A 24,818-nucleotide genomic window follows, 5' to 3' on the forward strand; every position below is an offset into this window, starting at 1 on the left:
CGTCCTCACGTCGTCACTTCTTCTTGCCGCGCTTCTCGCGCACCCGCACCGAGATGTGGATCGGCGTGCCCTCGAAGCCGAACTCCTCACGCAGCCGGCGCTCGATGAAGCGCCGGTAGCCGGCCTCGATGAAACCGGACGCGAACAGCACGAACCGCGGCGGCTTGGTGCCGGCCTGGGTGCCGAAGAGGATGCGCGGCTGCTTCCCGCCCCGGATGGGGTGCGGGTGGGCGGCGACCAGTTCGCCCAGGAAGGCGTTCAGACGGCCCGTGGGGACCCGGGTCTCCCAGCCGGCCAGGGCGGTCTCGATCGCGGGGACCAGCTTCTCCATGTGCCGTCCGGTGCGCGCCGAGACGTTCACCCGGGGCGCCCACGCGACCTGGCCGAACTCGGTCTCGATCTCCCGCTCCAGGTAGTAGCGGCGCTCCTCGTCGAGGTTGTCCCACTTGTTGTAGGCGATGACCATCGCGCGGCCCGCCTCGACGGCCATCGTCACGATCCGCTGGTCCTGGACCGAGATGGACTCGGAGGCGTCGATCAGGATGACCGCGACCTCGGCCTTCTCGACCGCGGCGGCGGTGCGCAGCGAGGCGTAGTAGTCGGCGCCCTGCTGGAGGTGGACGCGCTTGCGGATGCCCGCCGTGTCGACGAACTTCCAGGTGACGCCGCCGAGTTCGATCAGCTCGTCGACCGGGTCACGGGTGGTGCCGGCCATCTCGTTGACGACGACGCGCTCCTCGCCCGCCACCTTGTTCAGCAGCGAGGACTTGCCGACGTTCGGGCGGCCGATGAGGGCGATGCGGCGCGGTCCGCCGACCGCCGCGCCGAAGCTCTGCTCGGGGGCCTCCGGCAGCGCCTCCAGGACGGCGTCCAGCATGTCGCCGGTGCCGCGGCCGTGCAGCGCGGAGACGGGGTGCGGCTCGCCGAGGCCCAGGGACCACAGGTAGGACGCGTCGGCCTCGCCGCTGGGGCCGTCGACCTTGTTGGCGGCCAGCACGACCGGCTTGCCGGCCTTGCGCAGCAGCCGTACGACCGCCTCGTCGGTGTCGGTAGCGCCGACCTTGGCGTCGACGACGAACACGACGGCGTCGGCGGCCTCGATCGCGTACTCGGCCTGGGCGGCCACGGAGGCGTCGATGCCGAGGACGTCCTGCTCCCAGCCGCCGGTGTCGACGACCTTGAAGCGGCGGCCCGCCCACTCGGCCTCGTAGGTGACCCGGTCGCGGGTGACGCCGGGCTTGTCCTCGACGACGGCCTCACGGCGGCCGATGATCCGGTTCACCAGGGTCGACTTGCCGACATTGGGGCGGCCGACGACGGCGAGCACGGGCAGCGGCCCGTGGCCGGCCGCCTCGATGGCGCCCTCGACGTCCTCCAGGTCGAAGCCCTCTTCGGCGGCGAGCTCCATGAACTCCGCGTACTCGGCTTCGCCGAGCGCCCCGTGATCGTGCTCGAACCCGTCCGAGCCGCCGGGCTGGATGTGGTCGTTCATGAAGTCCGTACCTCGTTCATCGTGGTGATCGGTGGACCTCCCTCGTCAGGTGATCCACTACTCAGTGTCGCCTAGCGCCCGGTGAGACGCCTGGCGTTTTCCAGGTGCGCGGCGAGTTGCTTCTGGATGCGCTCGGTCGCCTCGTCCAGCGCCTTGCGCGTGCGCCGCCCGCTGCCGTCGCCCGCGTCGAACGGGTCGCCGAAGACGACGTCGACGCGGGACCGCAGCGGGGGCAGCCCCTTCATCAACCGTCCGCGCCGCTCCGTGCTTCCCAGGACGGCGACGGGCACGATCGGCGCTCCGCCGCGCACCGCGAAGTAGGCGAGCCCGGCGCGCAGCGAGGCGAAGTCGCCCTCGCCGCGGGTGCCCTCGGGGAAGATCCCCAGCACCCCACCGTTCTCCAGCACGCCCAGCGCCCGGGTGATGGCCGTGCGGTCGGTGGTCTCGCGGTCCACCTTGAGCTGGCCGATGCCGGTCAGGAACGGGTCGAGCGGGCCGACGAACGCCTCCTTCTTGATCAGGAAGTGCGTCGGCCGGGGCGCGACGCCCATGACCATCGGTCCGTCGATGTTGTGGGAGTGGTTCACGGCGAAGATCACCGGGCCGGTCGCGGGCACCTTCCAGGCGCCCAGCACACGCGGCCGCCACAGCCCGTACATCAGCCCGACGCCGATCCGGCGTCCGACCTCGGCGCCCTTCTCCGAGGGCGCGGACGGCGGTGTCACTTCCCCGCCCGCTTCTCCTCGACGAGGGTGACGACGCACTCGATGACCTGGGCCAGCGTCAGCTCGGTGGTGTCCACCTCGACGGCGTCGTCCGCCTTGGCGAGCGGGGAGGTCTTGCGGGAGGAGTCGGCCGCGTCGCGCTTGATCAGCGCCTCGCGGGTGGCGTGCACGTCCGAGCCCTTCAGCTCACCGCTGCGGCGGGCGGCGCGGGCCTCCGGGGAGGCGGTGAGGAAGATCTTCAGATCGGCGTCCGGCAGCACGGTGGTGCCGATGTCCCGCCCCTCGACGACGATCCCCCGCTCGGCGGAGACCGCCAGCGACCGCTGGAGCTCCGTGATCCGGGTCCGCACCTCGGGCACCGCGCTGACCGCGCTGACCTGGGAGGTGACCTCCTGGGTGCGGATCGGACCGGCCACGTCGACGCCGTCGACGGTGATCGTCGGGCCCGACGGGTCGGTGCCGGAGACGATCTCCGGCTTGCCGGCGACGGCGGCGATCGCCGTGGGGTCCTCGATGTCGATCCCGTTGCTCACCATCCACCACGTGATCGCCCGGTACTGCGCACCGGTGTCCAGGTAGCTCAGCCCGAGCCGGGCGGCGACGGCCTTGGACGTGCTCGACTTGCCCGTGCCGGAGGGACCGTCGATGGCGACGATCACGGGCTGGGCGGCGCCGTTTTCCACGGGGGGACACCTTCCTGGTGCGAGGCGGAGGACCACGGGGCGAGAACACGCCCCGGACAAGGTTACTGGGTACGACTCACTCGTCCGGCCGCACACCCGGGCGCACAGGCGGCGACCTACTGCCGCACCGCCCACCCTCGCTCCCGCAACGCCGAAGACAACACCCCCACGCTCTTGGGCTCGACCATCAGCTGCACCAGCCCCGCCTGCTGCCCCGTCGCATGCTCGATCCGGACGTCCTCGATATTGACCCCCGCCAGCCCCGCGTCGGCGAAGATCCGGGCCAGCTGCCCCGGCTGGTCGTCGATGAGCACCGCGACCACCTCGTACGCCCGCGGAGCGGACCCGTGCTTGCCGGGGACGCGGACCTGCCCCGCGTTCCCGCGCCGCAGGACGTCCTCGACGCCGCCGGCCCCCTCGCGCCGCTTGGCCTCGTCGGCGGACTGGAGCGCCCGCAGCGCCCGCACCGTCTCCTCCAGGTCGCCGGCGACGTCGGCGAGGAGGTCGGCGACCGGCCCGGGGTTGGCGGAGAGGATGTCGATCCACATCCGGGGGTCGGAGGCGGCGATCCGGGTGACGTCCCGGATGCCCTGCCCGCACAGCCGTACGGCGGCCTCCTCGGCTTTCTCCAGGCGGGCGGCGACCATGCTGGAGACCAGATGGGGCATGTGGGAGACCAGCGCCACGGCCCGGTCGTGGGCGTCGGCGTCCATGACCACCGGGACGGCCCGGCAGTGCGAGACGAGTTCCAGGGCGAGGTTGAGCACCTCGGTGTCGGTGTCCCGGGTGGGCGTCAGCACCCAGGGGCGGCCCTCGAAGAGGTCGGCGGACGCGGCCAGCGGACCGGACTTCTCCCGGCCCGACATGGGGTGCGTGCCGAGGTACGTCGACAGGTCCAGGCCGAGCGCCTCCAGCTCGCGGCGCGGGCCCCCCTTGACGCTGGCCACGTCGAGGTAGCCGCGGGCCACGCCCCGGCGCATGGCGTCGGCGAGCACGGCGGCCACGTGGGCGGGCGGCGCGGCGACGATGGCGACGTCCACCGGGCCGTCGGGGGCCGCGTCGGTGCCGGCGCCGAGCGCGGCGGCCGTGCGGGCCTGCTCGGGGTCGTGGTCCTCCAGGTGGACGACGACGCCCCGCTGGGCGAGGGCCAGGGCGGCGGAGGTGCCGATGAGCCCGGTTCCGATGACGAGCGCGGTCCTCACTGGGCGATGTCCTTGCGCAGGGCGGCGGCGGTGCCGAGGTAGACGTGGTTGATGCCGGTCCGCGGCTTGTCGGACTCGATGTGGGCGAGGACGCGGACGACCCGCGGCATGGCGCCCCGGATGTCGAGCTCCTGCGCGCAGATCAGCGGGACGTCGACGATGCCGAGCTTGCGGGCGGCGGCCGCCGGGAAGTCGCTGTGCAGGTCGGGGGTGGCCGTGAACCAGATGCTGATGAGGTCGTCGGCGCTGAGCGAGTTCCGGTCCATGATGGCGGTGAGCAGGGCTCCGACCTGCTCGTCCATGTGGCCGGCCTCGTCCCGCTCCAGTTGGACGGCCCCGCGGACCGCTCGTACCGCCACGGTGCTGCTCCTCGTTCGCATAGGCGTCGGCTCTGCGTCCAGCCTAGTCAGCCCGCGTCCGGGGGGTGCCCGCCGCCCGCCCGCTGAGACGGGCCCGGCGTGCGTTTTACGGCGTTCCCTCCCGAGTTGCTTCTTCTTCGGTGGGTTCGGTGCCAAGATTGCTGATGCTCCGTTCGGAGCGCCTCACCGGCTGTTCTTCGCACCTTCCGCACCTTCGGAGTGACGACATGACGCACACCGCCACCCGCCGTACGGTCCTCCTCGCGACGGGCGCGGCGGCACTCGCCGTCGGCTGCAGCGAGAGCGACGGCGGCTCTTCCGCCGAGTCCGAGACGCCCGCCGCCAGCGGGACCGCCGGGGCCGAGTCGCCGGCCGCCTCCGCCGGTCAGGAACTGGCGACCACGGCCGACATCCCGGTCGGCGGCGGCACGATCTTCAAGGAGGAGAAGGTCGTGGTGACCCAGCCGAAGGAGGGCGAGTTCAAGGCCTTCTCCGCGATCTGCACCCACCAGGGCTGCACGGTCACCAGCGTCGCCGACAGCACGATCAACTGCGCCTGCCACAAGAGCAGTTTCAGCATCACGGACGGCGCGGTCACCGCGGGCCCGGCGACCAGGCCGCTGCCGGCGGAGCAGATCACGGTGGAGGGGAACGCCATCCGGCTGGCGTGAGCGCGAGCCCTCGGGAGCCGGGGGCCGACGGCCTGGAGCCTGGGGCCGTCACAGGTCCCACAAGGCCCCGAGGGTCACCAGCTCCCCTCGGTACTCGATCCGGTCCGCCCACTCCGTGGGCCACGCCTCGGCCCCCGCGTACGCGCCCGCGAAGGCTCCCGCGAGGCAGGCGATGGAGTCGGAGTCCCCGGACGAGCAGGCCGCCCGGCGCAGCGCGGTCACCGGCTCGTCGGGGAAGAGCAGGAAGCACAGCAGACCGCCCGCCATGGCCTCCTCCGCGATCCAGCCCTCGCCCGTGTCGAGGCAGGGGTCGGTCTCGGGCGAGGGGTCGCGCAGGGCCGCCTCCAGGCGGTCCAGGACGGCCAGGCAGTCGTCCCAGCCGCGGGCGATGAAGTGCTCGGGGGTCGGGTCCTGGGCGCGGGTCCACAGGTCGCCGAGCCAGCGCTCGTGGTAGCGGCTGCGGTTCTCCCGGGCGTACGAGCGCAGCAGCCCGATCAGCTCGGCCGGCTGCGCGCCCTGCGCGAGGAGCCGTACGGCGTGGGCGGTGAGGTCGGAGGCGGCGAGCGCGGTGGGGTGGCCGTGGGTGAGGCCTGACTGGAGCTGGGCGGCGCCGGCCCGCTGCTCGTCGCTGAGGCCGGGCGCGAGGCCGAGGGGCGCGACGCGCATGTTCGCGCCGCATCCCTTGGAGCCGACTTGGCCGGCGTCCTGCCAGGGGCGGCGCTCGTCCTCGAGCAGGTCGCACGCCGTCAAACAGGTCCGGCCGGGCGCGCGGTTGTTCTCCGGCGACCGGTACCAGTTCACGAACTCCTCGCGCAGCGGGCGCGCCAGCCGGGACGGCACCAGCAGCCCGCGGTCCATGGCCGTGCGCAGGGCGTGTCCGACGGCCAGCGTCATCTGGGTGTCGTCGGAGACGAAGGCGGGCTCGGCCAGGCGCATCTGCCGCCAGGGCCCGCACTTGGCGAGGATCGAGGGGACGTCGTTGAACTCGGTCGGGAACCCGAGCGCGTCGCCCAGCGCGAGGCCCACGAGGGCTCCGGTGGCGGCGCGCTTCCTGACGGTGGTGGGGGCGGTCATGCGGAACGTCCTTCCCGGGACGGTCGCGGCACGAACGTCGGCCGCCACGACGGTGGATACAACGGTGAAGGGGGCGGGCGAGCCGCGCTCGCCCGCCCCCTGTCCAGGGATCGACGTCTAGAGGTCGACTTCCTTCATCAGCATGCCGACCTCGGTGTTCGACAGCCTGCGCAGCCAACCCGACTTCTGGTCGCCCAGGGTGATCGGGCCGAACGCGACGCGCACCAGCTTGTCGACGGGGAAGCCCGCCTCCGCCAGCATGCGGCGCACGATGTGCTTGCGGCCCTCGTGGAGGGTGACCTCGACCAGGTAGTTCTTGCCGGTCTGCTCGACGACGCGGAAGTGGTCCGCCTTCGCGTACCCGTCCTCCAGCTGGATGCCGTCCTTCAGCCGCTTGCCCAGGTCGCGCGGGATCGGGCCCACGATGTGCGCGAGGTAGACCTTCTTCACGCCGTACTTGGGGTGGGTCAGCCGGTGCGCCAGCTCGCCGTGGTTGGTGAGCAGGATGACGCCCTCGGTCTCGGTGTCGAGCCGGCCGACGTGGAACAGCCGCGTCTCGCGGTTGGTCACGTAGTCGCCGAGACACTGGCGGCCTTCCGTGTCCTCCATCGTGGAGACGACGCCGGCCGGCTTGTTGAGCGAGAAGAACTGGTACGACTGCGTGGCGACCGTGAGGCCGTCGACCTTGACCTCGTCCTTCTCCGGGTCGACCCGCTTGCCCTGCTCCAGGACGATCTCGCCGTTGACCTCGACCCGCGCCTGCTCGATCAGCTCCTCGCAGGCGCGCCGGGAGCCGTAGCCCGCGCGCGCGAGGACCTTCTGGAGCCGCTCGCCCTCCTGCTCGGCGCCCGGGAAGGTCTTGGGCAGCTTGACGTCCTTCTTGCCGGCGTACCGCTCGCGGTTGCGCTCCTCGGCGCGTGCCTCGTACTCCCGGGAGCGCGCGGGCGCCGTACGGCCGCGACCGCCCTGCGGGGACTGCTTGGGTCCGCCCTTGGCGCCGCCGCGCGCCGCGCCGCCGCGCCCCGACTTCGGGCCCTCGGGGGACGCGCCGGGGCCCACGTCGTAGCGGCGCTCCTCGGGACGGGGCTTGCGGGGACGCCCCTGCCCCTGCCCCTGCTTCTGGTCCCTGTTGTTGCCGGCGCCGCGCTGGTTGCCGCGCCCGCCGCCCTTACCGCTACCGCTACCGCTGCTTCGCATCAAAGTTCCGTCGTCGTCGTGTCAGGCATGGTCGTCCCCGCGCCGTCGTCCGGGTCCGGGGCGTCCGGGTCGAACGACGGTACGGCTTCCTGGGTCTCGGCCTCGATCGCCTCCGCCTCCGGGAGGAAGGGCGCGAGCTCCGGGAGCTCGTCCAGACCGCGCAGGCCCATCCGCTCCAGGAAGTAGTTCGTCGTCCTGTACAGGATCGCACCTGTTTCGGGTTCCGCGCCCGCCTCCTCGACGAGACCGCGTTGGAGGAGGGTGCGCATCACGCCGTCGCAGTTCACCCCGCGCACCGCGGACACCCGGGAACGGCTGACCGGTTGGCGGTAGGCGACCACCGCGAGGGTCTCCAGCGCGGCCTGGGTGAGCCGGGCCTGCTGCCCGTCCAGGACGAACCGCTCGACGGCCGCGGCGTATTCGGGCCGGGTGTAGAACCGCCAGCCGCCGGCGATCAGCCGCAGCTCGAATCCGCGCCCCTGCACGGTGTATTCGTCGGCCAGTTCGCGCAGCGCGTCCGCGACCTGCCGGCGCGGCCGTTCCACGATCTTCGCGAGGTGCTCCTCGGTCGCGGGCTCGTCCACGACCATCAGGACGGCCTCCAGGGCGGGCTTGAGCGCGAGGTCCGCGACGGTGCGCGGCCCGGCCGGGGCTCCGGCGGTCCCGATGGTCTCCTCGCTCACGGCGTCCTCTCCTCCTCGGGCCTCTCCGGCTGCTCGGGTTTCTCGGGCGGCTCGGGTTTCTCGGGCGGCTCGGGCGGCCGGTCGAACTCGTCGGTCACCCTCGGCGTCTCGTCCCCGTCCCCGCCGGTCCACCGCACGAGCAGGTCGCCCAGGGCGGTCTCCTGCTCCAGGGCCACGGCCTTCTCCCGGTACAGCTCGAGCAGGGCCAGGAAGCGGGCCACGACCGTGAGGGTGTCGTCGGTGTCCTCGACGAGCACCCGGAAGCTTGCCTCGCCGAGTTCCCGCAGCCGCGCGACGACGATCTGGGCCTGCTCCTGCACGCTCACCAGCGGGGCGTGGATGTGGTCGACGTACACCTGCGGCTTGGGCCGGGGCTGCATCGCCTTGACGGCGAGCTTCGCGAACCCGTCCGGGCCGATGCTGATGACGACCTCGGGCAGCAGTTCGGCGTGGTGCGCTTCGAGGCCGACGGTACGGGGGTAGCGGCGGGCCTCCTCGTCGAGCCTGCCGTTGAAGATGTCGGCGATCTGCTTGTACGCGCGGTACTGGAGCAGGCGCGCGAAGAGCAGGTCGCGGGCCTCCAGGAGGGCGAGGTCGGCCTCGTCCTCGACCTCGGCGGCGGGCAGCAGCCGGGCCGCCTTCAGGTCGAGCAGCGTCGCGGCGACGACCAGGAACTCGGTGGTCTGGTCCAGGTCCCAGTCCGGCCCCATCGCCCGGATGTGCGCCATGAACTCGTCGGTGACCTTGGAGAGCGCGACTTCTGTGACGTCCAGCTTGTGCTTGGAGATCAGCTGGAGCAGCAGGTCGAACGGCCCCTCGAAGTTGGCCAGCCGAACGGTGAAGACCCCGTCCGAGGTCTCCCCGTCGGAGGTCTCCCCGTCGGAGGACTCGCCCTCCGCCGGGACGGCTTCACCTCCGTCGCGGACAGGCGTTCCGCTGGGAGCAGCGGGCGGGCTCGACGGCCCACCGGGCTCGACCTCGACGGCGACCTCAGCCTCGGCCGCCGGCGGCGCGGCAGGCGCCCCCGGCCCGCGCCCCAGCGCACGCCGGCGGCCACCGGCTGGACCGCCGGAGGCGGGGGCGGGGGAAGGGACGTCGTTCGAGGTCATGACCCCCGCAGGCTACCGCTACCGCCCGCGCAGCCGGCGTACGAGGATGCTGGCGTCCCCGCGGGCCTCCAGGTCCGCCAGGACGACGGCGACCGCCTCACGGACGATCCGGCCCCGGTCGACGGCCAGCCCGTGCTCGCCGCGCAGCACCAGTCGGGCGTGCTCCAGGTCCATCAGCTCCTCGGCGGAGACGTACACGGTGATCTTCTCGTCGTGTCGCTCCCGGCCGCTGGGCCGGCGGGCCGCGGCCCGGCCGCGCTTGCGGGGCTGGGTCGCCTCGCCGGCGGTGGCAGAACCTTCCTGCGCGGCTCCCTGGCGGCGCGCGGAGCGCTCCGCGCCGGCGGCCCGGCTGCGGGACTCCCCGGCGTCGCCCTGGTCGGCGTCGGCCGCCACGTGCTCGGCGCCCTCGCCGTCACCGCCCTGCGCGGGCACGGCCTGCGGCGCGTCCTCGGCCGAGGCCGCCGCTGCCGCCGTGTCGCTCTCCCCGGCGGGAGCCGGTACCCGCGCCTCGCCGTTGGCCGGGCGGCGCGGTGCGGACGGCTGGAGCGCCGTCCCCCCTGTCGTACGGAAGAGTTCGTCGGCCCCCGGCAGACTCACTCGGCGTGACACCGGGCGAGCACCTCCCTGGCGAGCTGGCGGTAGGCGGCGGCGCCGACGGAGTTGGAGGCGTAGGTGGTGATCGGCTCGCCGGCGACCGTGGTCTCCGGGAAGCGGACCGTGCGCCCGATGACCGTGTGGTAGACGTGGTCGTCGAACGCCTCGACGACACGCGCGAGCACCTCACGGCTGTGCACGGTGCGCGAGTCGTACATGGTCGCCAGGATCCCGTCGAGCTCCAGCTCCGGGTTGAGCCGCTCCTGGACCTTCTCGATGGTCTCGGTGAGCAGCGCGACACCGCGCAGCGCGAAGAACTCGCACTCCAGCGGCACGATCACCTTGTGGGCGGCCGTGAGCGCGTTGACGGTGAGCAGGCCGAGCGAGGGCTGGCAGTCGATGACGATGAAGTCGTAGTCGTCCAGCAGCGGCTTCAGGGCCCGCTGGAGCGTCGACTCGCGCGCGACCTCGGAGACCAGCTGGACCTCGGCGGCGGACAGGTCGATGTTGCTGGGCAGCAGGTCCATGTTGGGGACCGCCGTCTTCAGGAGCACCTCGTCCGCCGACATGCCCCGCTCCATGAGCAGGTTGTAGACGGTGAGGTCGAGCTCCATCGGATTGACGCCGAGACCGACCGACAGCGCGCCCTGCGGGTCGAAGTCGACGAGCAGCACCCGGCGTCCGTACTCCGCGAGGGCGGCGCCCAGATTGATGGTCGACGTCGTCTTGCCGACGCCGCCCTTCTGGTTGCACATCGCGATGATCTTCGCGGGCCCGTGATCGGTCAGCGGGCCCGGGATCGGGAAGTACGGCAGCGGGCGACCGGTCGGGCCGATGCGCTCGCGACGCTGGCGTGCCGCGTCGGGAGCGAGCGTGGCCGCGTACTCGGGGTCGGGCTCGTACTCGGCGTCGGGGTCGTAGAAGTGCCCTTCGGGCAGTTCGTCGTAGTCGGCGAAGTGGTTGCGGGGCGCGCCACTTCCGTCGCCGGCCATGGCGTTCACGTGATGGCCATCCATGCTGTGGAGTGCTGGCTGAGCCATATGGGGGCTTCTCTGGCTCTGATGGGCTGCGAAGGTTCGGACAGCGACGGAGCCGACAGCCTCGCGCCCCGCGGGGCCCGGGCCCCGCGTAGGCGTTCCTGGATGACCACCCCCGGGAGAAAATGTCGACTCATTCACAAGTCGTCTTACCTCCTTGGTGACCAGGAAACTTCTAGACAAGGTCAGCGTGGCACCATGCCGACGATTGGCGACTCTATGGCGTGTCGGGCATCCGCAGCAACACAATCCGCCGGACCCGGCCCGATGTGTCGGCAATGAAACATCCCGCTGTCAAGGGCGTACGGCCGTCGCACAGCAGGTTTCACCGGTGTGCGAATCGGTCGAAGGCTTACGTTCGAGGCGAGTTGGCCGAGAGCGGCAAAGTGACCATACACACACTCGGCCGGACCTTGTCGGGCAAGGTCCGGCCGTGCGTACGCCCTTGCGGCATCTTGTTGACGTATCGCCTTTACGAAAAGGTGACTTGGCGGAGCGTCTCAGCCGAGGAGCGAGGCGAGCTCCACGTGCTCGAGGCCGTGGGCCTCGGCGACCTGGCGGTAAACGACCTTGCCGTCGTGGGTGTTGAGGCCCCTGGCCAGCGCGGGGTCGCGGCGCAGCGCCTCCGCCCAGCCCCGGTCGGCGAGTTCGACGATGTAGGGCAGGGTCGCGTTGGTGAGCGCGTAGGTGGAGGTGTTGGGGACCGCGCCGGGCATGTTGGCGACGCAGTAGAAGACCGAGTTGTGGACCGGGAAGGTCGGCTCGGCGTGGGTGGTCGGGCGGGAGTCCTCGAAGCAGCCGCCCTGGTCGATCGCGATGTCGACAAGGACACTTCCGGGCTTCATCCGGGAGACCAGCTCGTTGGTGACGAGCTTCGGGGCCTTGGCGCCCGGGATGAGGACGGCGCCGATCACGAGGTCGGCCTCCAGGCAGGCCTTCTCGAGTTCGAAGGCGTTGGAGACGACCGTCTGGATCTTCGTGCCGAAGACCTTGTCGGCTTCCTTGAGCTTGTTGATGTCCTTGTCGAGCAGGGTCACGTGGAAGCCCATGCCGATGGCGATCTGCGCGGCGTTCCAGCCGGAGACGCCGCCGCCGATGACGACGGCCTTGCCGGCCAGCACGCCGGGGACGCCGCCGGGCAGCACGCCGCGACCGCCGTTGGCGGCCATCAGGTGGTAGGCGCCGACCTGCGGGGCGAGCCGGCCCGCGACCTCGGACATCGGGGCGAGCAGCGGCAGCGCGCGGTTGGGCAGTTCGACGGTCTCGTAGGCGATCGCCGTGGTGCCGGACTCGACGAGGGCGTCGGTGCACTCCTTGGACGCGGCCAGGTGCAGGTACGTGAAGAGCGTCTGGTCCTTGCGGAGGCGGTGGTACTCCTCGGCGATGGGCTCCTTGACCTTCAGCAGCAGGTCGGCCGTGGCCCAGACCTCGTCGGCGGTCGGCAGGATGCGGGCGCCGGCGGTCACGTACTCCTCGTCCGGGATCGACGAGCCGACGCCGGCGCCCTGCTCGACGACGACCTGGTGGCCGTGGCGCACCAGCTCGTGCACGCCTGCGGGGGTGATGGCCACGCGGAACTCGTTGTTCTTGACCTCGCGGGGGATGCCGACCTTCACGTCGATCACGGTCCTTGGCTCAGGGGGTGTGGGGTCATATCAGTACGAACCCGGATGCGAAGGGCACACCGGGATACACCGCAGGAGAACGCGGCAGAGCCAGTCTAATGAAGGTGTTCCCGCTGTCTAGCCTTTCAAAGCATCAATCTTCAGCAGGTGTACTGCGGATTTCGCAGGCGTTAGCGTCCTGTTCCGGCCCTGACTCACTGCCGGGGGCCTCTTCTCCCAGGATGCGCTCCGCAGCGCCCCGGTGCAGGCGGGCGGCGGCCGGGTCGCCGAGGTGCTCGCAGGTGTCGGCCAGCCGCAGGTGCAGCGCGGCCTGGAGACGCGCGTCCCGCGCGCGGCGCGCCCACTCCACCGCCTCCTGGCAGGTGCGCAGCGAATCCGCGGGCCGGCCCGCGTACTCCTGGACGCGGGCCAGCTCGCTCAACGCCCGCGCCTGCGCGGCCACATCGCCGTTCTTGCGGTGCACGGCCGCCGCGGCCCGCCAGCCGCGCTGCGCCTCCCCGTAGCGGCCCGCGTAGGTGTGCGCGGTGGCGATCCGGCCGTACAGGCGGGCGGCGTCGACGCGCTCGTCGCGGGCCAGCCGCTGGGCGAGGGCCCGCCCGAACCAGTCGGCGGCCCGCTCGAAGTCGCCGAGCTCCAGATGCGCGCCGCCCACGGATTCCATCGCGCGGCCGGTCGCGTACGGGTCGTTCGCCTCGCGTCCGGCGTCCAGCGCGGCCCGGTAGCGCACCAGCGCCTCCGCGGTGCGCCCGGTGCGGGCGTCCACGTCGCCCAGGTTCAGCAGGGCGGCGGCCTTCTCCCGGGGCAGCCCGCGGCGCTCGGCGACGTCCAGGACGAGCTGGTGGACGCCGTACAGATCGGGCGCGGCGCCCTGGGTGCCGAAGTGCGCGACCATCGCCTTGACCAGCTGCGCCATCAGCCGCCTGGCCAGGGTGTCCAGCTCGCCGTCGGCGACCGCGAGCCGGGCGGCGCCCAGCAGCGCGGGCCGGCGGACGCTCAGCCACTCGGCGGCGGCGTGCGGGGAGTCGAAGCGCAGGGCGCGGGGCATGCCCTGGAGCTTCTCGCGGGCCTGCGGGTTGTCCGTCTCGGTGACGGCGCGACAGGACTGGAGCAGCCGCACCGTGCGCTCCAGCATGCGGGCGCGGGCCAGCTGGAGCTCGGCCGGCCGCTCATGGGCCTCGGCGGCCGTGCGCAGCAAAGGGTGCAGACAGCCGGGGACCTCGTACTGGGGCGGCGAGGAGGCCACGGGCCGCAGCAGGCCGAGGGCGGCGAAGTCGTCCAGGGTGCCGCGGGCGGCGCCGATCGAGCAGCCGGCGAGCGCGGAGGCGGTGTGGGCGTCGACGAGCCCGGCGGGGGCGAGGGAGAGCAGTCGCAGTATCCGGGCGGCGGTCGCGGGCAGACCGGCGTGCACGAGTCCGAACACCCGGCTGAGCGGGGTGCCCTCGTCGCCCTCCGCGTGGAGCTGCTTGGCGAGGTCGGCCACGGCCGACTTGGGGCGGGCCGCGAGCCAGCCGCCGGCGAGGATCAGCGCGACGGGATGCCCCTGGCAGGTCTCGACGAGGCCCTCGGCGGAGCACGGGTCGACGGTGATGCGCACGGAGCCGATGTGGCGGGTCAGCAGTTCCAGCGCGGACTTGGTGTCCAGGCCGCCCAGGGTGCAGGGGCGCACGTCGGAGATGCCGGTGAGCGGTCCCGCGGACACGGCGACGACCAGGCACTCCGGGGTGTCCGGGAGGAGTGCGTCGACCTGCTCGGCGCCGGCCGCGTCGTCGAGCAGGATCAGCGCGCGCCGCTCGGCGAGCGCTTCGCGCAGACAGGCCGAGAGGTCGTCCTGCGAGGCGCCCGCCGGGGCCGGCCGGTCGAGGGCGGCGAGCAGTTCGCGGGCGGCCCGCTCGACCGGGACAGGGGCGCCGTCGGGCTCGCCGAGGCGGGCGCGCAGCACTCCGTCGGGGTAGCGGGCGGCGACCCGGCGGACGAGTGCCTCGGCGAGGGCGCTGCGGCCGGATCCCGGCCGTCCGGCGATGAGGAGCACGCGTGCGCGGGGGGCCTTCTTCCCTGCCAGGGTGTCCAGGCCCGCGCGTTCGATGTCCGCGCACAGCTCCTTCAACTCCCGGGTGCGGCCCAGGAAATGGCCCTCCGTCACAGCGTGTCCCGACAGCTGGACGCCGTCTGTGTCCACTGCCTGATCCGTCACGGGCCACCCTCCCGTACCACCGCGCGCGCAAGCCCGCCGGGACTCCGGATCGGGCGATTCCAGAGCCTAGTTCACGCTCTGCGACGTACCGGGAGGAGCGCGGCGGTGGCGTCGCCCGATCGGATCAGGCGATCGTCACACCGGGGCGTGCCGCGTTCAGGCCTCGAACGTTCAGGCCTCGACCGTTCTAGGCCTCGAACGGACGGGCCGGCCACGGCGCCTGAGCCGGGCGCAGCGCGTCGAGCCCGTCGCCGGTGCGCGCGGCGACCAGGGAGAGGACTCCGACGACGAGGCAGGTGTTGTGCAGGTCGCCCGCGAGCACCCCGCGCACGAGCTCGTCGACCGGCACACGCGCGTGCTCCATGTCGGCCTCCTCGTGCTCGACCTCGAAGCGCCGGCCCTCGGCCTCGGACAGGTTGCGGGCGAGGAAGATCCGTACGGCCTCGTCGCAGCCTCCGGGCGTGGTGTACACGTCGGTCAGCACCCGCCAGTCCTCGGCCTTGACGTGCGCCTCCTCGTACAGCTCCCGCTGGGCGGCGTGCAGCGGGTTCTCGCCGGGCACGTCGAGCAGGCCGGCCGGGATCTCCCACAGCTTCTCGCGGACGGGGTGCCGGTACTGCTTGATGAGCAGGACCCGGTCCTCGTCGTCGAGGGCGAGGACGGCCACCGAGCCGGGGTGGACCTGGTAGTCGCGGCCGACCACCGTGCCGTCGGGCATGACCACCTCGTCCGTGCGGACGGAGGTCTTGTTGCCCACGAAGGGGGTCTCCGTCGCCCGGATCTCCCACTCCTCGGCGGTGTCCTTGATCGTCATGGGGTGCCCTTCCCTGTGCCGCGAACGAATACCCGGAAAACGAGAACCGGGGCGACCACCTCTTGAAGGCAGTCACCCCGGCCACCGTACAACCGGTGCGTTACTTCGAATTCCGCGCGCCCTCGGCCTGCTGACGCTCGACGGAGGCCTTCACCAGACCGGCGAACAGCGGGTGCGGTCGCGTCGGGCGGGAGCGCAGCTCGGGGTGCGCCTGCGTGGCCACCAGGTAGGGGTGGACGTCCCGCGGGTACTCGACGTACTCGACGAGCTTGCCGTCCGGGGAGGTGCCGGAGAACAGGATGCCCGCCTTCTTCTCCAGCTCCGCGCGGTAGGAGTTGTTGACCTCGTAGCGGTGACGGTGCCGCTCCTCGACGTACTCCTTGCCGTCGTACACCTCGCGCACGATGGAGCCCTCGGCCAGCTTCGCCGGGTACATGCCCAGGCGCATCGTTCCGCCCATGTCGCCCTCGCCGGCGACGATGTCGAGCTGCTCGGCCATGGTGGAGATGACCGGGTGCCCGGTGGCGGAGTCGAACTCGGTGGAGTTGGCGTCGGAGATGTCGGCCAGGTTGCGGGCGGCCTCGATCACGATGCACTGGAGGCCCAGGCAGAGACCGAGCAGCGGGATCCGGTTCTCGCGGGCGTACTTGATCGCGCCGACCTTGCCGAGCACGCCGCGGTCGCCGAAGCCGCCGGGGATGCAGATGCCGTCGACGTCCTCGAGCTGCGCCGCGGCGCCCGCCGGGGTCTTGCAGTCGTCCGAGGTGACCCACTTGATCTTCACGCGGGCCTTGTGGGCGAAGCCGCCCGCGCGCAGCGCCTCGGTGACCGAGAGGTAGGCGTCCGGCAGGTCGATGTACTTGCCGACCAGGGCGAGGGTGATCTCGTGGTCGGGGTTGTGGACGCGGTCGAGCAGATCGTCCCAGGTCGTCCAGTCCACATCGCGGAACGGCAGGTCCAGCTTCCGTACGACATAGGCGTCCAGGCCCTCGCCGTGCACGGTCTTGGGGATGTCGTAGATCGAGCGCGCGTCGGGGCAGGCCACCACGGCCGCCTCGTCCACGTCGCACATCAGGGAGATCTTCCGCTTGATCGCGGTGGGGACCTCGCGGTCGCAGCGCAGCACGATCGCGTCCGGCTGGATGCCGATGTTGCGCAGGGCGGCGACGGAGTGCTGGGTGGGCTTGGTCTTCAGCTCGCCCGAGGGGCCGATGTAGGGCAGGAGCGAGATGTGGACCACGAAGACGTTGTCCCGGCCGACCTCGTGCCGGACCTGGCGGACGGTCTCCAGGAACGGCAGCGACTCGATGTCGCCGACCGTGCCGCCGACCTCGGTGATCACGACGTCGACCTCGTCCGTCGCCATGCGGCGGATGCGGTGCTTGATCTCGTTGGTGATGTGCGGGATGACCTGCACGGTGTCGCCGAGGTACTCGCCGCGCCGCTCCTTGGCGATCACGGTGTTGTACACCTGGCCGGTGGTGACGTTGGCGGAGCCGTCCAGATCGCGGTCGAGGAAGCGCTCGTAGTGGCCGATGTCCAGGTCGGTCTCGGCGCCGTCGTTGGTGACGAACACCTCACCGTGCTGGAAGGGGTTCATCGTGCCGGGGTCCACGTTGAGGTACGGGTCCAGCTTCTGCATCACGACGCGCAGGCCACGGGCCTTGAGCAGCATGCCGAGGCTGGAGGCCGTCAGGCCCTTGCCGAGCGAGGAGGCGACACCCCCGGTGACGAAGATGTGCTTGGTCGTCGTGGTGCTGTTTCGGAAAGCAGCGGGCGGCATGGCCAAGAGGGGGCTCCCGTGGTCGCGGTCTGGGGGTGCGGTGCGGCTCCCGGAGGCTGTCACCAGCGGATTCCGCCGGGGATCTCCGGGGGTGCCGTCGCTGCGGTTCGGGGGTTTCGTGCCCACCGGTCCACGGGCTACCAGGGTATCAGCGCCTCGGGGAGATGGCTTCCGGCCACGCTCCGCGCACGGGCCGACACGGACGTGCGCACACGCGGCGGCTCATCACCCCTGCTCACCCGTTCGGCTCACCCGCGTTGCCCGGAGCGGCACACAGATCATCTACGTGCGTCGTATCCTGCTCGGACACTCGCTGCCGAGCCCGACCTTCCGAACGCGGCACCACCCCCGTCCGTATTCACCGGAACAACGAGAGCTCGTCAGTTCGTTGAGCAAGAATTGGCGTTTTGCCAATGAAGCTGGGCGACTGCTTTGCTTGAACGCTCAACGACGCAGTACGACGCAGCACAACATCCCCCCTTGACCGCACTAGCGACAGCCCCCTCGTGGGGTGACGTGGCCGTTCGACTGGAGTTGCACGTGGCCGGGCGCATCGAAGACTACGCACTCATCGGAGACATGCAGACAGCGGCGCTGGTCTGCCGGGACGGCACGGTGGACTGGCTCTGCCTGCCCCGCTTCGACTCACACGCGATCTTCGCCGGGCTGCTGGGCACCGAGGAACACGGCTTCTGGCGGCTGGGCCCGGCGCACGCCGCCGACGCGGAACCGCCACGCGCGGTGCGGCGCGGCTACCGGGGCGACTCCCTGATCCTGGAGTCGGAGTGGGACACCCCGCGCGGCACGGTCCGGGTGACCGACTTCATGCCCCCGCGTGACGGCGCCCCGCAGCTCATCCGCATCGTCGAGGGCGTCTCGGGCCGCGTCCCCATGCGCTCCACCCTGCGCATGCGCTTCTCCTACGGCCGGGTCGTCCCCTGGGTGCACAAGCACGAGGGCCGCACGGTGGCCGTCGCCGGCCCGGACTCCGTGTGGTTCGACGCGGAGGCGGAGACCTACGGCAAGTCGCTGACCACCTACGCCGACTTCACGGTCACCCCCGGCGAGCGGATCGCGTTCAGCATCTCCTGGCAGCCCTCCCACAAGGAGCCGCCGGCGCTGCCCGAGCCGGAGCAGTCGCTGGAGGCGACGGAGGACTTCTGGCGCGAGTGGGTCGAGCACTGTACGTACCACGGCCCCTACCGCGAGGCCGTGATCCGCTCCCTGATCACGCTCAAGGCGCTCACCTACGCCCCCACCGGCGGCATCGTCGCCGCGCCCACCACCTCCCTGCCCGAGGACATCGGCGGCGTCCGCAACTGGGACTACCGCTACACCTGGCTGCGCGACGCGGCGATCACCCTGTCCTCGCTGCTGCGCACCGGCTACCGCGAGGAGGCCCGCGCCTGGCGAGAGTGGCTGCTGCGCGCGGTCGCCGGCGACCCGGAGAACCTCCAGATCATGTACGGCATCGCCGGCGAGCGCGAGCTCGGCGAGGCGGAGCTGGACTGGCTGCCCGGCTACGAGAACTCCGCGCCGGTGCGCGTCGGCAACGGCGCCGCCCACCAGCTCCAGCTGGACGTGTACGGCGAGGTCACCGAGGCCCTGCACCTCGGCCACATGACCGGCCTCGCCCGCAACGACTACGCCTCGCTGCTCCAGCTGAAGCTGATCCGCTACCTGGAGAAGCACTGGGACGAGCCGGACGAGGGCATCTGGGAGGTGCGCGGCCCGCGCCGCCACTTCGTGCACTCCAAGGTCATGGCCTGGGTCGCGGTCGACCGCACGATCAAGCTGATCGAGTCCGGCGACGCGGACGGCCCGCTGGAGAAGTGGCGCGAGCTGCGCGACGACATCCACCGGGACGTGTGCGAGAAGGGCTACGACAAGGAACGCAACACCTTCACGCAGTCCTACGGCTCGAAGGAGCTGGACGCGTCGCTGCTGCTGATCCCGCAGATGGGCTTCCTGCCGCCCGACGACAAGCGCGTCATCGGCACCATCGAGGCGATCCAGCGGGAGCTGTCCACGCCGGACGGCTTCATCCTGCGCTACCCGACCTCGGGCGGCGACGAGGGCGTCGACGGCCTCCCCGGCGACGAGGGCGCGTTCCTCGCCTGCTCGTTCTGGATGGCGGACGACCTCGCGATGATCGGCCGCGTGGACGAGGCCCGCAAGCTCTTCGAGAAGCTGCTCGCCCTGCGCAACGACCTCGGCCTCCTCGCCGAGGAATGGGACCCCCGTCTCCAGCGCCAGGTCGGCAACTTCCCCCAGGCCTTCAGCCACGTCCCCCTGATCGACACGGCCCTGCGCCTCACGGCGTCGGGCGCGTACGGGGGCTGAGCGACTTGCGGGATCCCGTTCCCCGTGTCGGATTCCGCGCGAGGCTGTCGTAGCCGTGCCGGATACGACAGGTGAGCGGGATTCATGAACGCTGCCGGCATGCCACCACACCGCCACGGTAATTCCCTTCGATGCCCGGCAATTCGGTTGAGCCCGCATCCTGCAATCGTGTTGGCTAGCGGCACCGAACTGTCAGTACCGCAGGCGTCCGCTTGGCTGTAGCAGGGAGTTGAACGTGCAGGACATTGTCGTCGACCCCGTCGCCCACAATCGGGCGGCCTGGGACAGGTATGTCCAAGAGGGCAGCGAGTGGTCGAGGCCGGTGGGGGCTGAGGATGTCGAGCGCGCCCGCATGGGCGACTGGTCGATCGTTCTCATCGGGCGTGAGCCGGTCGACCGCTCCTGGCTGCCGACGGACCTGACCGGCAAGGACGTGCTGTGCCTGGCCTCCGGCGGTGGCCAGCAGGGTCCGATCCTCGCCGCCGCAGGGGCGCGGGTCACCGTGTTCGACAACTCACCCCGCCAGCTCGGCCAGGACCAGATGGTGGCGGCGCGCGACGGGCTCGAGCTGCGCACCGTTCTGGGCGACATGCGCGGCCTCAGCTCCTTCGGCGACGCAACATTCGACGTCGTATTCCATCCGGTCTCCAACCTGTTCGTACCAGACTTGGCACTGGTGTGGCGTGAGTGCTTCCGCGTCCTGCGACCGGGCGGAACACTGCTCGCGGGTTTCCTCAACCCTGATGTGTACTTGTTCGACCCTGAGGCGCTCGACGAACGCGGCGAGATGATCGTCGTACACAAGCTGCCCTATAGCGATGTCACGCAGTACTCCGCCGAGGAACGCGCCACGAAATTCGGCGCGGATGCCGCTCTTGAATACAGCCATACCCTCACCGACCAGATCGGCGGGCAACTCGCCGCGGGTTTCGTCCTCACCGGCTTCGCGGAAGCGCCGCACCAATCCAACGCATCCGCTCAATACATGTCGAACTATTTTGCGACGCTGGCGGTCAAGCCGGGCTGACCCGGCCGTGAGGCCGGCCGAGACGGCCATGTTTCCGAATGGCCGAGTGGAACGCTGTGCCGGCCCGACCTCCGGTGCGTCGTCAGGACGGGGCGAGCGCCGTCAGCGTGCGCTCACCCGCCGGGTCGCCCGCCGTCGCCGGGACCAGGGCGATCTCGTCGAGGCCGGCCTCGGCGTACGCGGTGATCCGGGACCGTACGGTGTCGGGGTCGCCGATCAGGCCGACCGTGGCCGCGGCCGCCGCGGGCAGGGCGCGGACCAGGGTGGCGCGGTCGGCGCCGGACGCGGCCAGTTCGACGGCCTCGCCGAAGCCGGCCTCCACGAACACGTCGCTGTAGCCGGGCACGGTCAGATAGCCCGCGATGCTGCCCAGCACCTGCGCGAGCGACTCCGGGTCGGGGTCGACGGCAGCCGGCAGCCAGGCGGCGAGCGTGGGCGGGGTGCGGCCCGCCCGTTCGGCCGCCGCGGTCATCCGGGCGCGCAGATCGCGCACCTGCTCCGGGGAGACGAGGTCGAGCAGCAGACGGTCGGCGTGGGCGACGGCCGCCTCGATCGCCCGGTCGCCGAACGCTGCCACGGTGAGCGGACCGCCGGGCGGCGGCAGCCGGCGTACGAACGGGCTGCCGGGCACGACCGGCTCGCCCGGCGCCCCGTGCAGCAGACCGCGCAGCTCCTGCGCGCACCGCGCCAGGGCGGCGGCGGGCCGGGTACGAGGGAGTCCGTGGACGCCCTCGACCACCCGCTTGCTGGAGGTGCCCAGCGCCACCCCGACCGACCGCCCGGTGACGGCGGCGACCGAGGCGGCGCCCCGGGCCAGCGTGTAGGGATCACGCACGTTCACCGGCACGGGCCCGGCCGTCAGCGCGGCCCGCTCGGTGACCCGTCCGAGCGCCGCCGCGAGCACGAACGCGTCCCAGGTCGGCCCCTCCCCGGCCCACACCTCCCGGAAGCCGAGCCGGTCTGCGAGCGCCGCGACCCGCAGCGGCTCGTCGACCGGGCTGTCGTCCTCACGGGCCACGGCAACCACACTGAAGTCCATGCCCGCGCCGCTACCCCGCGTCGGCGGCCTGACTCGCGTGGTGATCGCCCTATGGGGGAGTGAGCCGGCCGGGCACGGGAGGTAGCGTCCGCTGCATGGACAGCCGTACGGACCCCCACCGTCTCGACAGCCAGGCCGCCGGCATCACGGTGCGGCGCGCGCTGGAGCTGCCGGGGCTGCACAGCGGGCTGCCGGAGGTCCTGGCCGGCGCCGAGCGGCTCGGCCGGACCGTGCGCTGGGTGCACGCGGGCGAGGTCCCGCACATCGCCTCCCTGCTCAAGGGCGGCGAGCTGCTGCTGACCACGGGCTACGGCCTGGGCACCCGCCCGGCCGAGCAGCGGGCGTTCGTCCGCACCCTGGCCGAGCGGGGCATCGCCGCCCTCGTCATCGAGCTGGGCCCGCGCTTCACGCGCCTGCCCTCGGCCCTGGTGGAGACGGCGCGGGCGACCGGCCTCCCCCTGGTTCAACTGCACCGCGAGGTGGCGTTCGTGACGGTCACGGAGGAGATCCACACCGAGATCGTCAACGGCCACTACGCCCTGCTCCAGCGGGCGGAGGAGGTGCACCGCCGCTGCACGGAGGCCCTGCTGGGCGGCGGCGGCATCCCCCAAGTGCTGGGCATCCTGGCCGACTTCAGCGGCAACCCCGTCTTCCTGGAGACGACCGACGGCCAACTGCTGTACGCCGCGGGGGCCGGGCCGGAGGGGGCGGATCCGCTCCAGGTGTGGGAGGGGCTGCGCGGCCCGCACAAGGGCGCGCCGCCGCCCGCCGGTTCGCTGCTGGTGGACGTGCCCGGCGGCGGGCCGGGGACGGGCTCGGGGGCGGCGTCGGGAGCGGGGGCGGGTTCGGCGCGCGCCCGGCTCGTGCTGCTCCCCGTGCGCGCCCCGCTCGCTCCGGTGCACCGGATCGCCGCGGAGCGGGCGGCGGGCATCCTGGCCGTGGTGCTGATGCAGGCGCGCCAGGAGGAGGAGTTGGCGGCGCGCGGCCGGGGCGACTTCCTGACGGACCTCGCCGAGGGCCGGGTAGCGGCGCAGGACGCGCCGGCGCAGGCGCGCGTCCTGGGCTTCAAGCCCGGCACGGGCACGCTGCTGCCGGTGGTGATGCGGCTGGGCGACACGCTCTCCCCCGGCGGCGGGTGGGCGGTGCTGGCGCGGGCGGTCGGGGAGGAGCTGGCGTCGGTGGGCGTGCCGGTGCTGCTGGGTGTGCGTCCGGTGGAGGGCCGGGTGCCCCTGCTGCTCGGCCTGCGGTCGGAGTCGGAGCGGCCGGCGGTGGCGGACCGGGTCGCGGCGGCGCTGCGGGCCGGGGTGGAGCGGGCCGGGATCCAGCGGCCGGGTTCCCGGCCGCCGGTCGTGGTCGTCGGGGTGGCGGGCGGCTGGGCGGCGGCCTCGGCGGGCCTCAGACACGCGGCGGAGACGGCGACGGCGGCGCAGGGCCTGGCGGACCGCCCCTGGTACGACGCCCGCCGCCTGGACATCGACCTGCTGCTGTGGCGGCTGCGCGACCATCCCGACCTGGCGGCCTTCGTGGAGCGGGCGATCGGCCCGGTCCGCGACCACGACCGCCGCTCGAAGCCGCCCCTGCTGCCCACGCTGGAGACCTACTTGGCCCACGCGGGCCGCAAGGCGGAGACGGCCCGCGAACTGCACCTGAACCGCCAGACCCTGTACAACCGCCTGGCCCGGATCGGCGAACTCCTGGGCACCGACCTGGACGACCCCCAGACGGTCCTGGCCCTGAGCCTGGCCCTGCGGGCCCGCCGCCACACGCCGTGACCCGGGCGGCGCGCACACGCCGTGACCCGGTGCGCCCGGCGGCCGGGCAGCCTCCCGGCCATCAGATCATCGGGCGGGGCTGGGTCAGTTCGTCGTAGACGCTGAGGACCTGGGCGACGGTCTCGTCCTCCGTGGGCCAGGTGCCGGCCTGACGGGCGCCCAGGTGGCGGAGGCGGTCGCAGCGGGCGGGGTCGTCGAGGAGGTCCACGACGGCGGCGGCGAGGGCTTCCGCGTCGCCGTGCGGGACGAGCTGCGCGGCGTCGCCGACGAGTTCGCGCACTCCGCCGGTGAGGACCGCGACCAGCGGCACACGCGCGTGGAGGGCCTCCTGGGCCAGGACCGAGCGCGACTCCCCGTCGCCGGGCAGCAGCGCGAGGTCGGCGGCGGCGAGCAGTTCGCCCACGTCGTCGCGGTGTCCGACGAGCCGGACGGGCAACTCCTCGGCCTCGATGCGCCCTTGGAGCTCCGCCCGCAGCGGCCCCTCCCCCGCGACGACGACCAGCGGCTGGGGGTCGAGCCCGCGCCACGCGCGCGCGGCGTCCAGCAGGACGTCATGACCGCGATGCCGGTCCAGCGGCCCGGCGGCCACCAGCAACGGGCGGTCGATCGCGCCCAGTTCGGCCCGCACCTTGGAGCGCGGCCGGTCGGGGTCCTCCGCGGCGGGCCGGGCCCCGGCGAGCGCCACGGCGGCCAGTCGCGCGTCCCGCGCGCCCGTCCGGCGCGCCCGGTCCACGAGGTCGGAGGTGGTGCCGAGCACGACGGACGCCGCTTTCGCCACCCGCCGCTCCAGCAGCCGCAGCAGATGGGCGCGGGCGCCCTCGGCGTGCGCCCGGTTGTGCCAGGTGACGACGAGCGGGGTGCGGCGTCCGCTGAGCGCGAGGACGGCCCGGAAGGAGGCGTGCAGCCCGTGCGCGTGGACGAGGTCGGCGTCCGTGCAGGCCGCGCGCAGAGCCGCCACGGACCCGGGGTCGCTGCTGCGCGGCACGTGCACGTGTCCGGCGCCGACGCCCGTGAAGCCGTGGGCGTGATCGGCCTCGGCGGGGGCGCACACCGTCACCCGCACGCCCCGTGCGACGAGCCCCGCGGCCAGGGAGCGCACATGGGCGCTGCTGCCGGCGTTGCCGCCGCCCAGCACCTGCACGGTGCGCAGCGGCGACTGGCCGTGCGGTGAGTGGCTGCTCACGGGGCCGGGGCTCCTGGTTCGGCGTCGGACGGTCACGAGGAAACGTACAGAAGGGCCGCGCGAAGGGGTGGACCGCTCGGGCTCCTCCACGTCCTGTGCCAAGGATGCCAGCACGTACGGGTGTTCCGTGCCGCCGAGCAGCCGCGCTCCTGGCAACACGGCCCCGGCTATCACCCACACGAGTGAAGGAAGCCGGGGTTCCGTTCAAGGGCGTC

The 24,818-nt window shown here is 72.5% G+C and carries 21 protein-coding genes; 4 read left to right on the forward strand and 17 right to left on the reverse strand.

The annotated features are described in order from the left end of the window. Positions 1-13: 13 nt before the first annotated feature. The 5 genes from der to aroH form a co-directional block, all read right to left on the reverse strand. Positions 14-1,492: a ribosome biogenesis GTPase Der gene (gene der, locus ACFYX4_RS20995; RefSeq protein ID WP_389335112.1), complete on the reverse strand. Its 1,479-nt coding sequence runs from the start codon at positions 1,490-1,492 to the stop codon at positions 14-16. 71 nt (positions 1,493-1,563) lie between these two features. Then, entirely contained in the window at positions 1,564-2,151 is a 588-nt protein-coding gene (locus ACFYX4_RS21000) for a lysophospholipid acyltransferase family protein (protein ID WP_389335220.1), read from the reverse strand. Positions 2,152-2,213: 62 nt separating this feature from the next. Beyond that, on the reverse strand, positions 2,214-2,900 hold the full coding sequence (cmk, locus tag ACFYX4_RS21005) for a (d)CMP kinase (protein ID WP_389335115.1): 687 nt from the start codon (positions 2,898-2,900) through the stop codon (positions 2,214-2,216). Positions 2,901-3,016: 116 nt separating this feature from the next. Next, a complete protein-coding gene (locus ACFYX4_RS21010; protein WP_389335118.1) occupies positions 3,017-4,102 on the reverse strand; it encodes a prephenate dehydrogenase in 1,086 nt (361 codons plus the stop codon). Beyond that, entirely contained in the window at positions 4,099-4,461 is a 363-nt protein-coding gene (gene aroH / locus ACFYX4_RS21015; protein WP_389335121.1) for a chorismate mutase, read from the reverse strand. The genes ACFYX4_RS21010 and aroH overlap by 4 nt, the downstream gene beginning before the upstream one ends. 227 nt (positions 4,462-4,688) lie before the next feature. Between aroH and ACFYX4_RS21020 the strand changes: the two genes are divergently transcribed. Next, positions 4,689-5,132, forward strand: coding sequence for a Rieske (2Fe-2S) protein (locus ACFYX4_RS21020; RefSeq protein WP_389335124.1), 444 nt, complete (start codon positions 4,689-4,691; stop codon positions 5,130-5,132). A 48-nt stretch (positions 5,133-5,180) separates the two neighbouring features. Here ACFYX4_RS21020 and ACFYX4_RS21025 read toward each other — a convergent pair whose 3' ends face one another. The 10 genes from ACFYX4_RS21025 to ACFYX4_RS21070 form a co-directional block, all read right to left on the reverse strand. Beyond that, on the reverse strand, positions 5,181-6,206 hold the full coding sequence (locus ACFYX4_RS21025; protein WP_389335127.1) for an ADP-ribosylglycohydrolase family protein: 1,026 nt from the start codon (positions 6,204-6,206) through the stop codon (positions 5,181-5,183). Between the two features lie 117 nt (positions 6,207-6,323). Continuing rightward, positions 6,324-7,403 (reverse strand): pseudouridine synthase, encoded by a 1,080-nt coding sequence (locus ACFYX4_RS21030; RefSeq protein ID WP_389335129.1) that lies wholly within the window; start codon positions 7,401-7,403, stop codon positions 6,324-6,326. Beyond that, positions 7,403-8,086 (reverse strand): SMC-Scp complex subunit ScpB, encoded by a 684-nt coding sequence (gene scpB / locus ACFYX4_RS21035; RefSeq protein WP_389335131.1) that lies wholly within the window; start codon positions 8,084-8,086, stop codon positions 7,403-7,405. Before scpB ends, ACFYX4_RS21030 begins: the two co-directional genes overlap by 1 nt. Then, entirely contained in the window at positions 8,083-9,195 is a 1,113-nt protein-coding gene (locus ACFYX4_RS21040; RefSeq protein WP_389335134.1) for a segregation and condensation protein A, read from the reverse strand. The genes scpB and ACFYX4_RS21040 overlap by 4 nt, the downstream gene beginning before the upstream one ends. 18 nt (positions 9,196-9,213) lie before the next feature. Then, a complete protein-coding gene (locus tag ACFYX4_RS21045; RefSeq protein WP_389335137.1) occupies positions 9,214-9,804 on the reverse strand; it encodes a hypothetical protein in 591 nt (196 codons plus the stop codon). After that, positions 9,789-10,829 (reverse strand): ParA family protein, encoded by a 1,041-nt coding sequence (locus ACFYX4_RS21050; RefSeq protein WP_389335140.1) that lies wholly within the window; start codon positions 10,827-10,829, stop codon positions 9,789-9,791. The genes ACFYX4_RS21045 and ACFYX4_RS21050 overlap by 16 nt, the downstream gene beginning before the upstream one ends. 497 nt (positions 10,830-11,326) lie before the next feature. Further along, positions 11,327-12,451: an alanine dehydrogenase gene (gene ald / locus ACFYX4_RS21055; RefSeq protein WP_389335143.1), complete on the reverse strand. Its 1,125-nt coding sequence runs from the start codon at positions 12,449-12,451 to the stop codon at positions 11,327-11,329. A gap of 133 nt (positions 12,452-12,584) precedes the next feature. Then, a complete protein-coding gene (locus tag ACFYX4_RS21060; protein ID WP_389335146.1) occupies positions 12,585-14,642 on the reverse strand; it encodes a tetratricopeptide repeat protein in 2,058 nt (685 codons plus the stop codon). 187 nt (positions 14,643-14,829) lie between these two features. Then, on the reverse strand, positions 14,830-15,456 hold the full coding sequence (locus ACFYX4_RS21065) for an NUDIX domain-containing protein (protein WP_389335148.1): 627 nt from the start codon (positions 15,454-15,456) through the stop codon (positions 14,830-14,832). 100 nt (positions 15,457-15,556) lie between these two features. Further along, on the reverse strand, positions 15,557-17,239 hold the full coding sequence (locus ACFYX4_RS21070; RefSeq protein WP_389335223.1) for a CTP synthase: 1,683 nt from the start codon (positions 17,237-17,239) through the stop codon (positions 15,557-15,559). A gap of 540 nt (positions 17,240-17,779) precedes the next feature. Between ACFYX4_RS21070 and ACFYX4_RS21075 the strand changes: the two genes are divergently transcribed. Together ACFYX4_RS21075 and ACFYX4_RS21080 are read left to right on the forward strand one after the other, a co-directional pair. Further along, a complete protein-coding gene (locus ACFYX4_RS21075) occupies positions 17,780-19,582 on the forward strand; it encodes a glycoside hydrolase family 15 protein (protein ID WP_389335226.1) in 1,803 nt (600 codons plus the stop codon). A gap of 235 nt (positions 19,583-19,817) precedes the next feature. Continuing rightward, positions 19,818-20,609: a class I SAM-dependent methyltransferase gene (locus ACFYX4_RS21080; RefSeq protein ID WP_389335151.1), complete on the forward strand. Its 792-nt coding sequence runs from the start codon at positions 19,818-19,820 to the stop codon at positions 20,607-20,609. A gap of 82 nt (positions 20,610-20,691) precedes the next feature. Here ACFYX4_RS21080 and ACFYX4_RS21085 read toward each other — a convergent pair whose 3' ends face one another. Beyond that, the gene (locus tag ACFYX4_RS21085; RefSeq protein ID WP_389335154.1) at positions 20,692-21,648 is read right to left on the reverse strand and encodes an LLM class F420-dependent oxidoreductase; all 957 of its coding nucleotides are present in this window, start codon (positions 21,646-21,648) and stop codon (positions 20,692-20,694) included. 95 nt (positions 21,649-21,743) lie between these two features. Between ACFYX4_RS21085 and ACFYX4_RS21090 the strand changes: the two genes are divergently transcribed. Beyond that, a complete protein-coding gene (locus ACFYX4_RS21090) occupies positions 21,744-23,420 on the forward strand; it encodes a PucR family transcriptional regulator (RefSeq protein ID WP_389335157.1) in 1,677 nt (558 codons plus the stop codon). A 61-nt stretch (positions 23,421-23,481) separates the two neighbouring features. Here ACFYX4_RS21090 and ACFYX4_RS21095 read toward each other — a convergent pair whose 3' ends face one another. Further along, positions 23,482-24,603 carry a glycosyltransferase family 4 protein gene (locus tag ACFYX4_RS21095; protein ID WP_389335160.1) on the reverse strand — a complete coding sequence of 374 codons (1,122 nt, stop codon included), beginning with the start codon at positions 24,601-24,603 and terminating at the stop codon, positions 23,482-23,484. Positions 24,604-24,818 lie beyond the last annotated feature (215 nt).

It is taken from the genome of Streptomyces sp. NPDC002328 (genome assembly GCF_042890065.1).
Lineage (GTDB): Bacteria > Actinomycetota > Actinomycetes > Streptomycetales > Streptomycetaceae > Streptomyces.

What these genes read in the sequence shown, in the direction of transcription:
- der (WP_389335112.1), bottom strand. Translation starts at nt 1,492, where the DNA reads ATGAACGACCACATCCAGCCCGGCGGCTCGGACGGGTTCGAGCACGAT.
- ACFYX4_RS21000 (WP_389335220.1), bottom strand. Translation starts at nt 2,151, where the DNA reads ATGTACGGGCTGTGGCGGCCGCGTGTGCTGGGCGCCTGGAAGGTGCCC.
- ACFYX4_RS21020 (WP_389335124.1), top strand. Translation starts at nt 4,689, where the DNA reads ATGACGCACACCGCCACCCGCCGTACGGTCCTCCTCGCGACGGGCGCG.
- ACFYX4_RS21025 (WP_389335127.1), bottom strand. Translation starts at nt 6,206, where the DNA reads ATGACCGCCCCCACCACCGTCAGGAAGCGCGCCGCCACCGGAGCCCTC.
- ACFYX4_RS21030 (WP_389335129.1), bottom strand. Translation starts at nt 7,403, where the DNA reads ATGCGAAGCAGCGGTAGCGGTAGCGGTAAGGGCGGCGGGCGCGGCAAC.
- ACFYX4_RS21040 (WP_389335134.1), bottom strand. Translation starts at nt 9,195, where the DNA reads ATGACCTCGAACGACGTCCCTTCCCCCGCCCCCGCCTCCGGCGGTCCA.
- ACFYX4_RS21050 (WP_389335140.1), bottom strand. Translation starts at nt 10,829, where the DNA reads ATGGCTCAGCCAGCACTCCACAGCATGGATGGCCATCACGTGAACGCC.
- ACFYX4_RS21065 (WP_389335148.1), bottom strand. Translation starts at nt 15,456, where the DNA reads ATGACGATCAAGGACACCGCCGAGGAGTGGGAGATCCGGGCGACGGAG.
- ACFYX4_RS21070 (WP_389335223.1), bottom strand. Translation starts at nt 17,239, where the DNA reads ATGCCGCCCGCTGCTTTCCGAAACAGCACCACGACGACCAAGCACATC.
- ACFYX4_RS21085 (WP_389335154.1), bottom strand. Translation starts at nt 21,648, where the DNA reads ATGGACTTCAGTGTGGTTGCCGTGGCCCGTGAGGACGACAGCCCGGTC.
- ACFYX4_RS21090 (WP_389335157.1), top strand. Translation starts at nt 21,744, where the DNA reads ATGGACAGCCGTACGGACCCCCACCGTCTCGACAGCCAGGCCGCCGGC.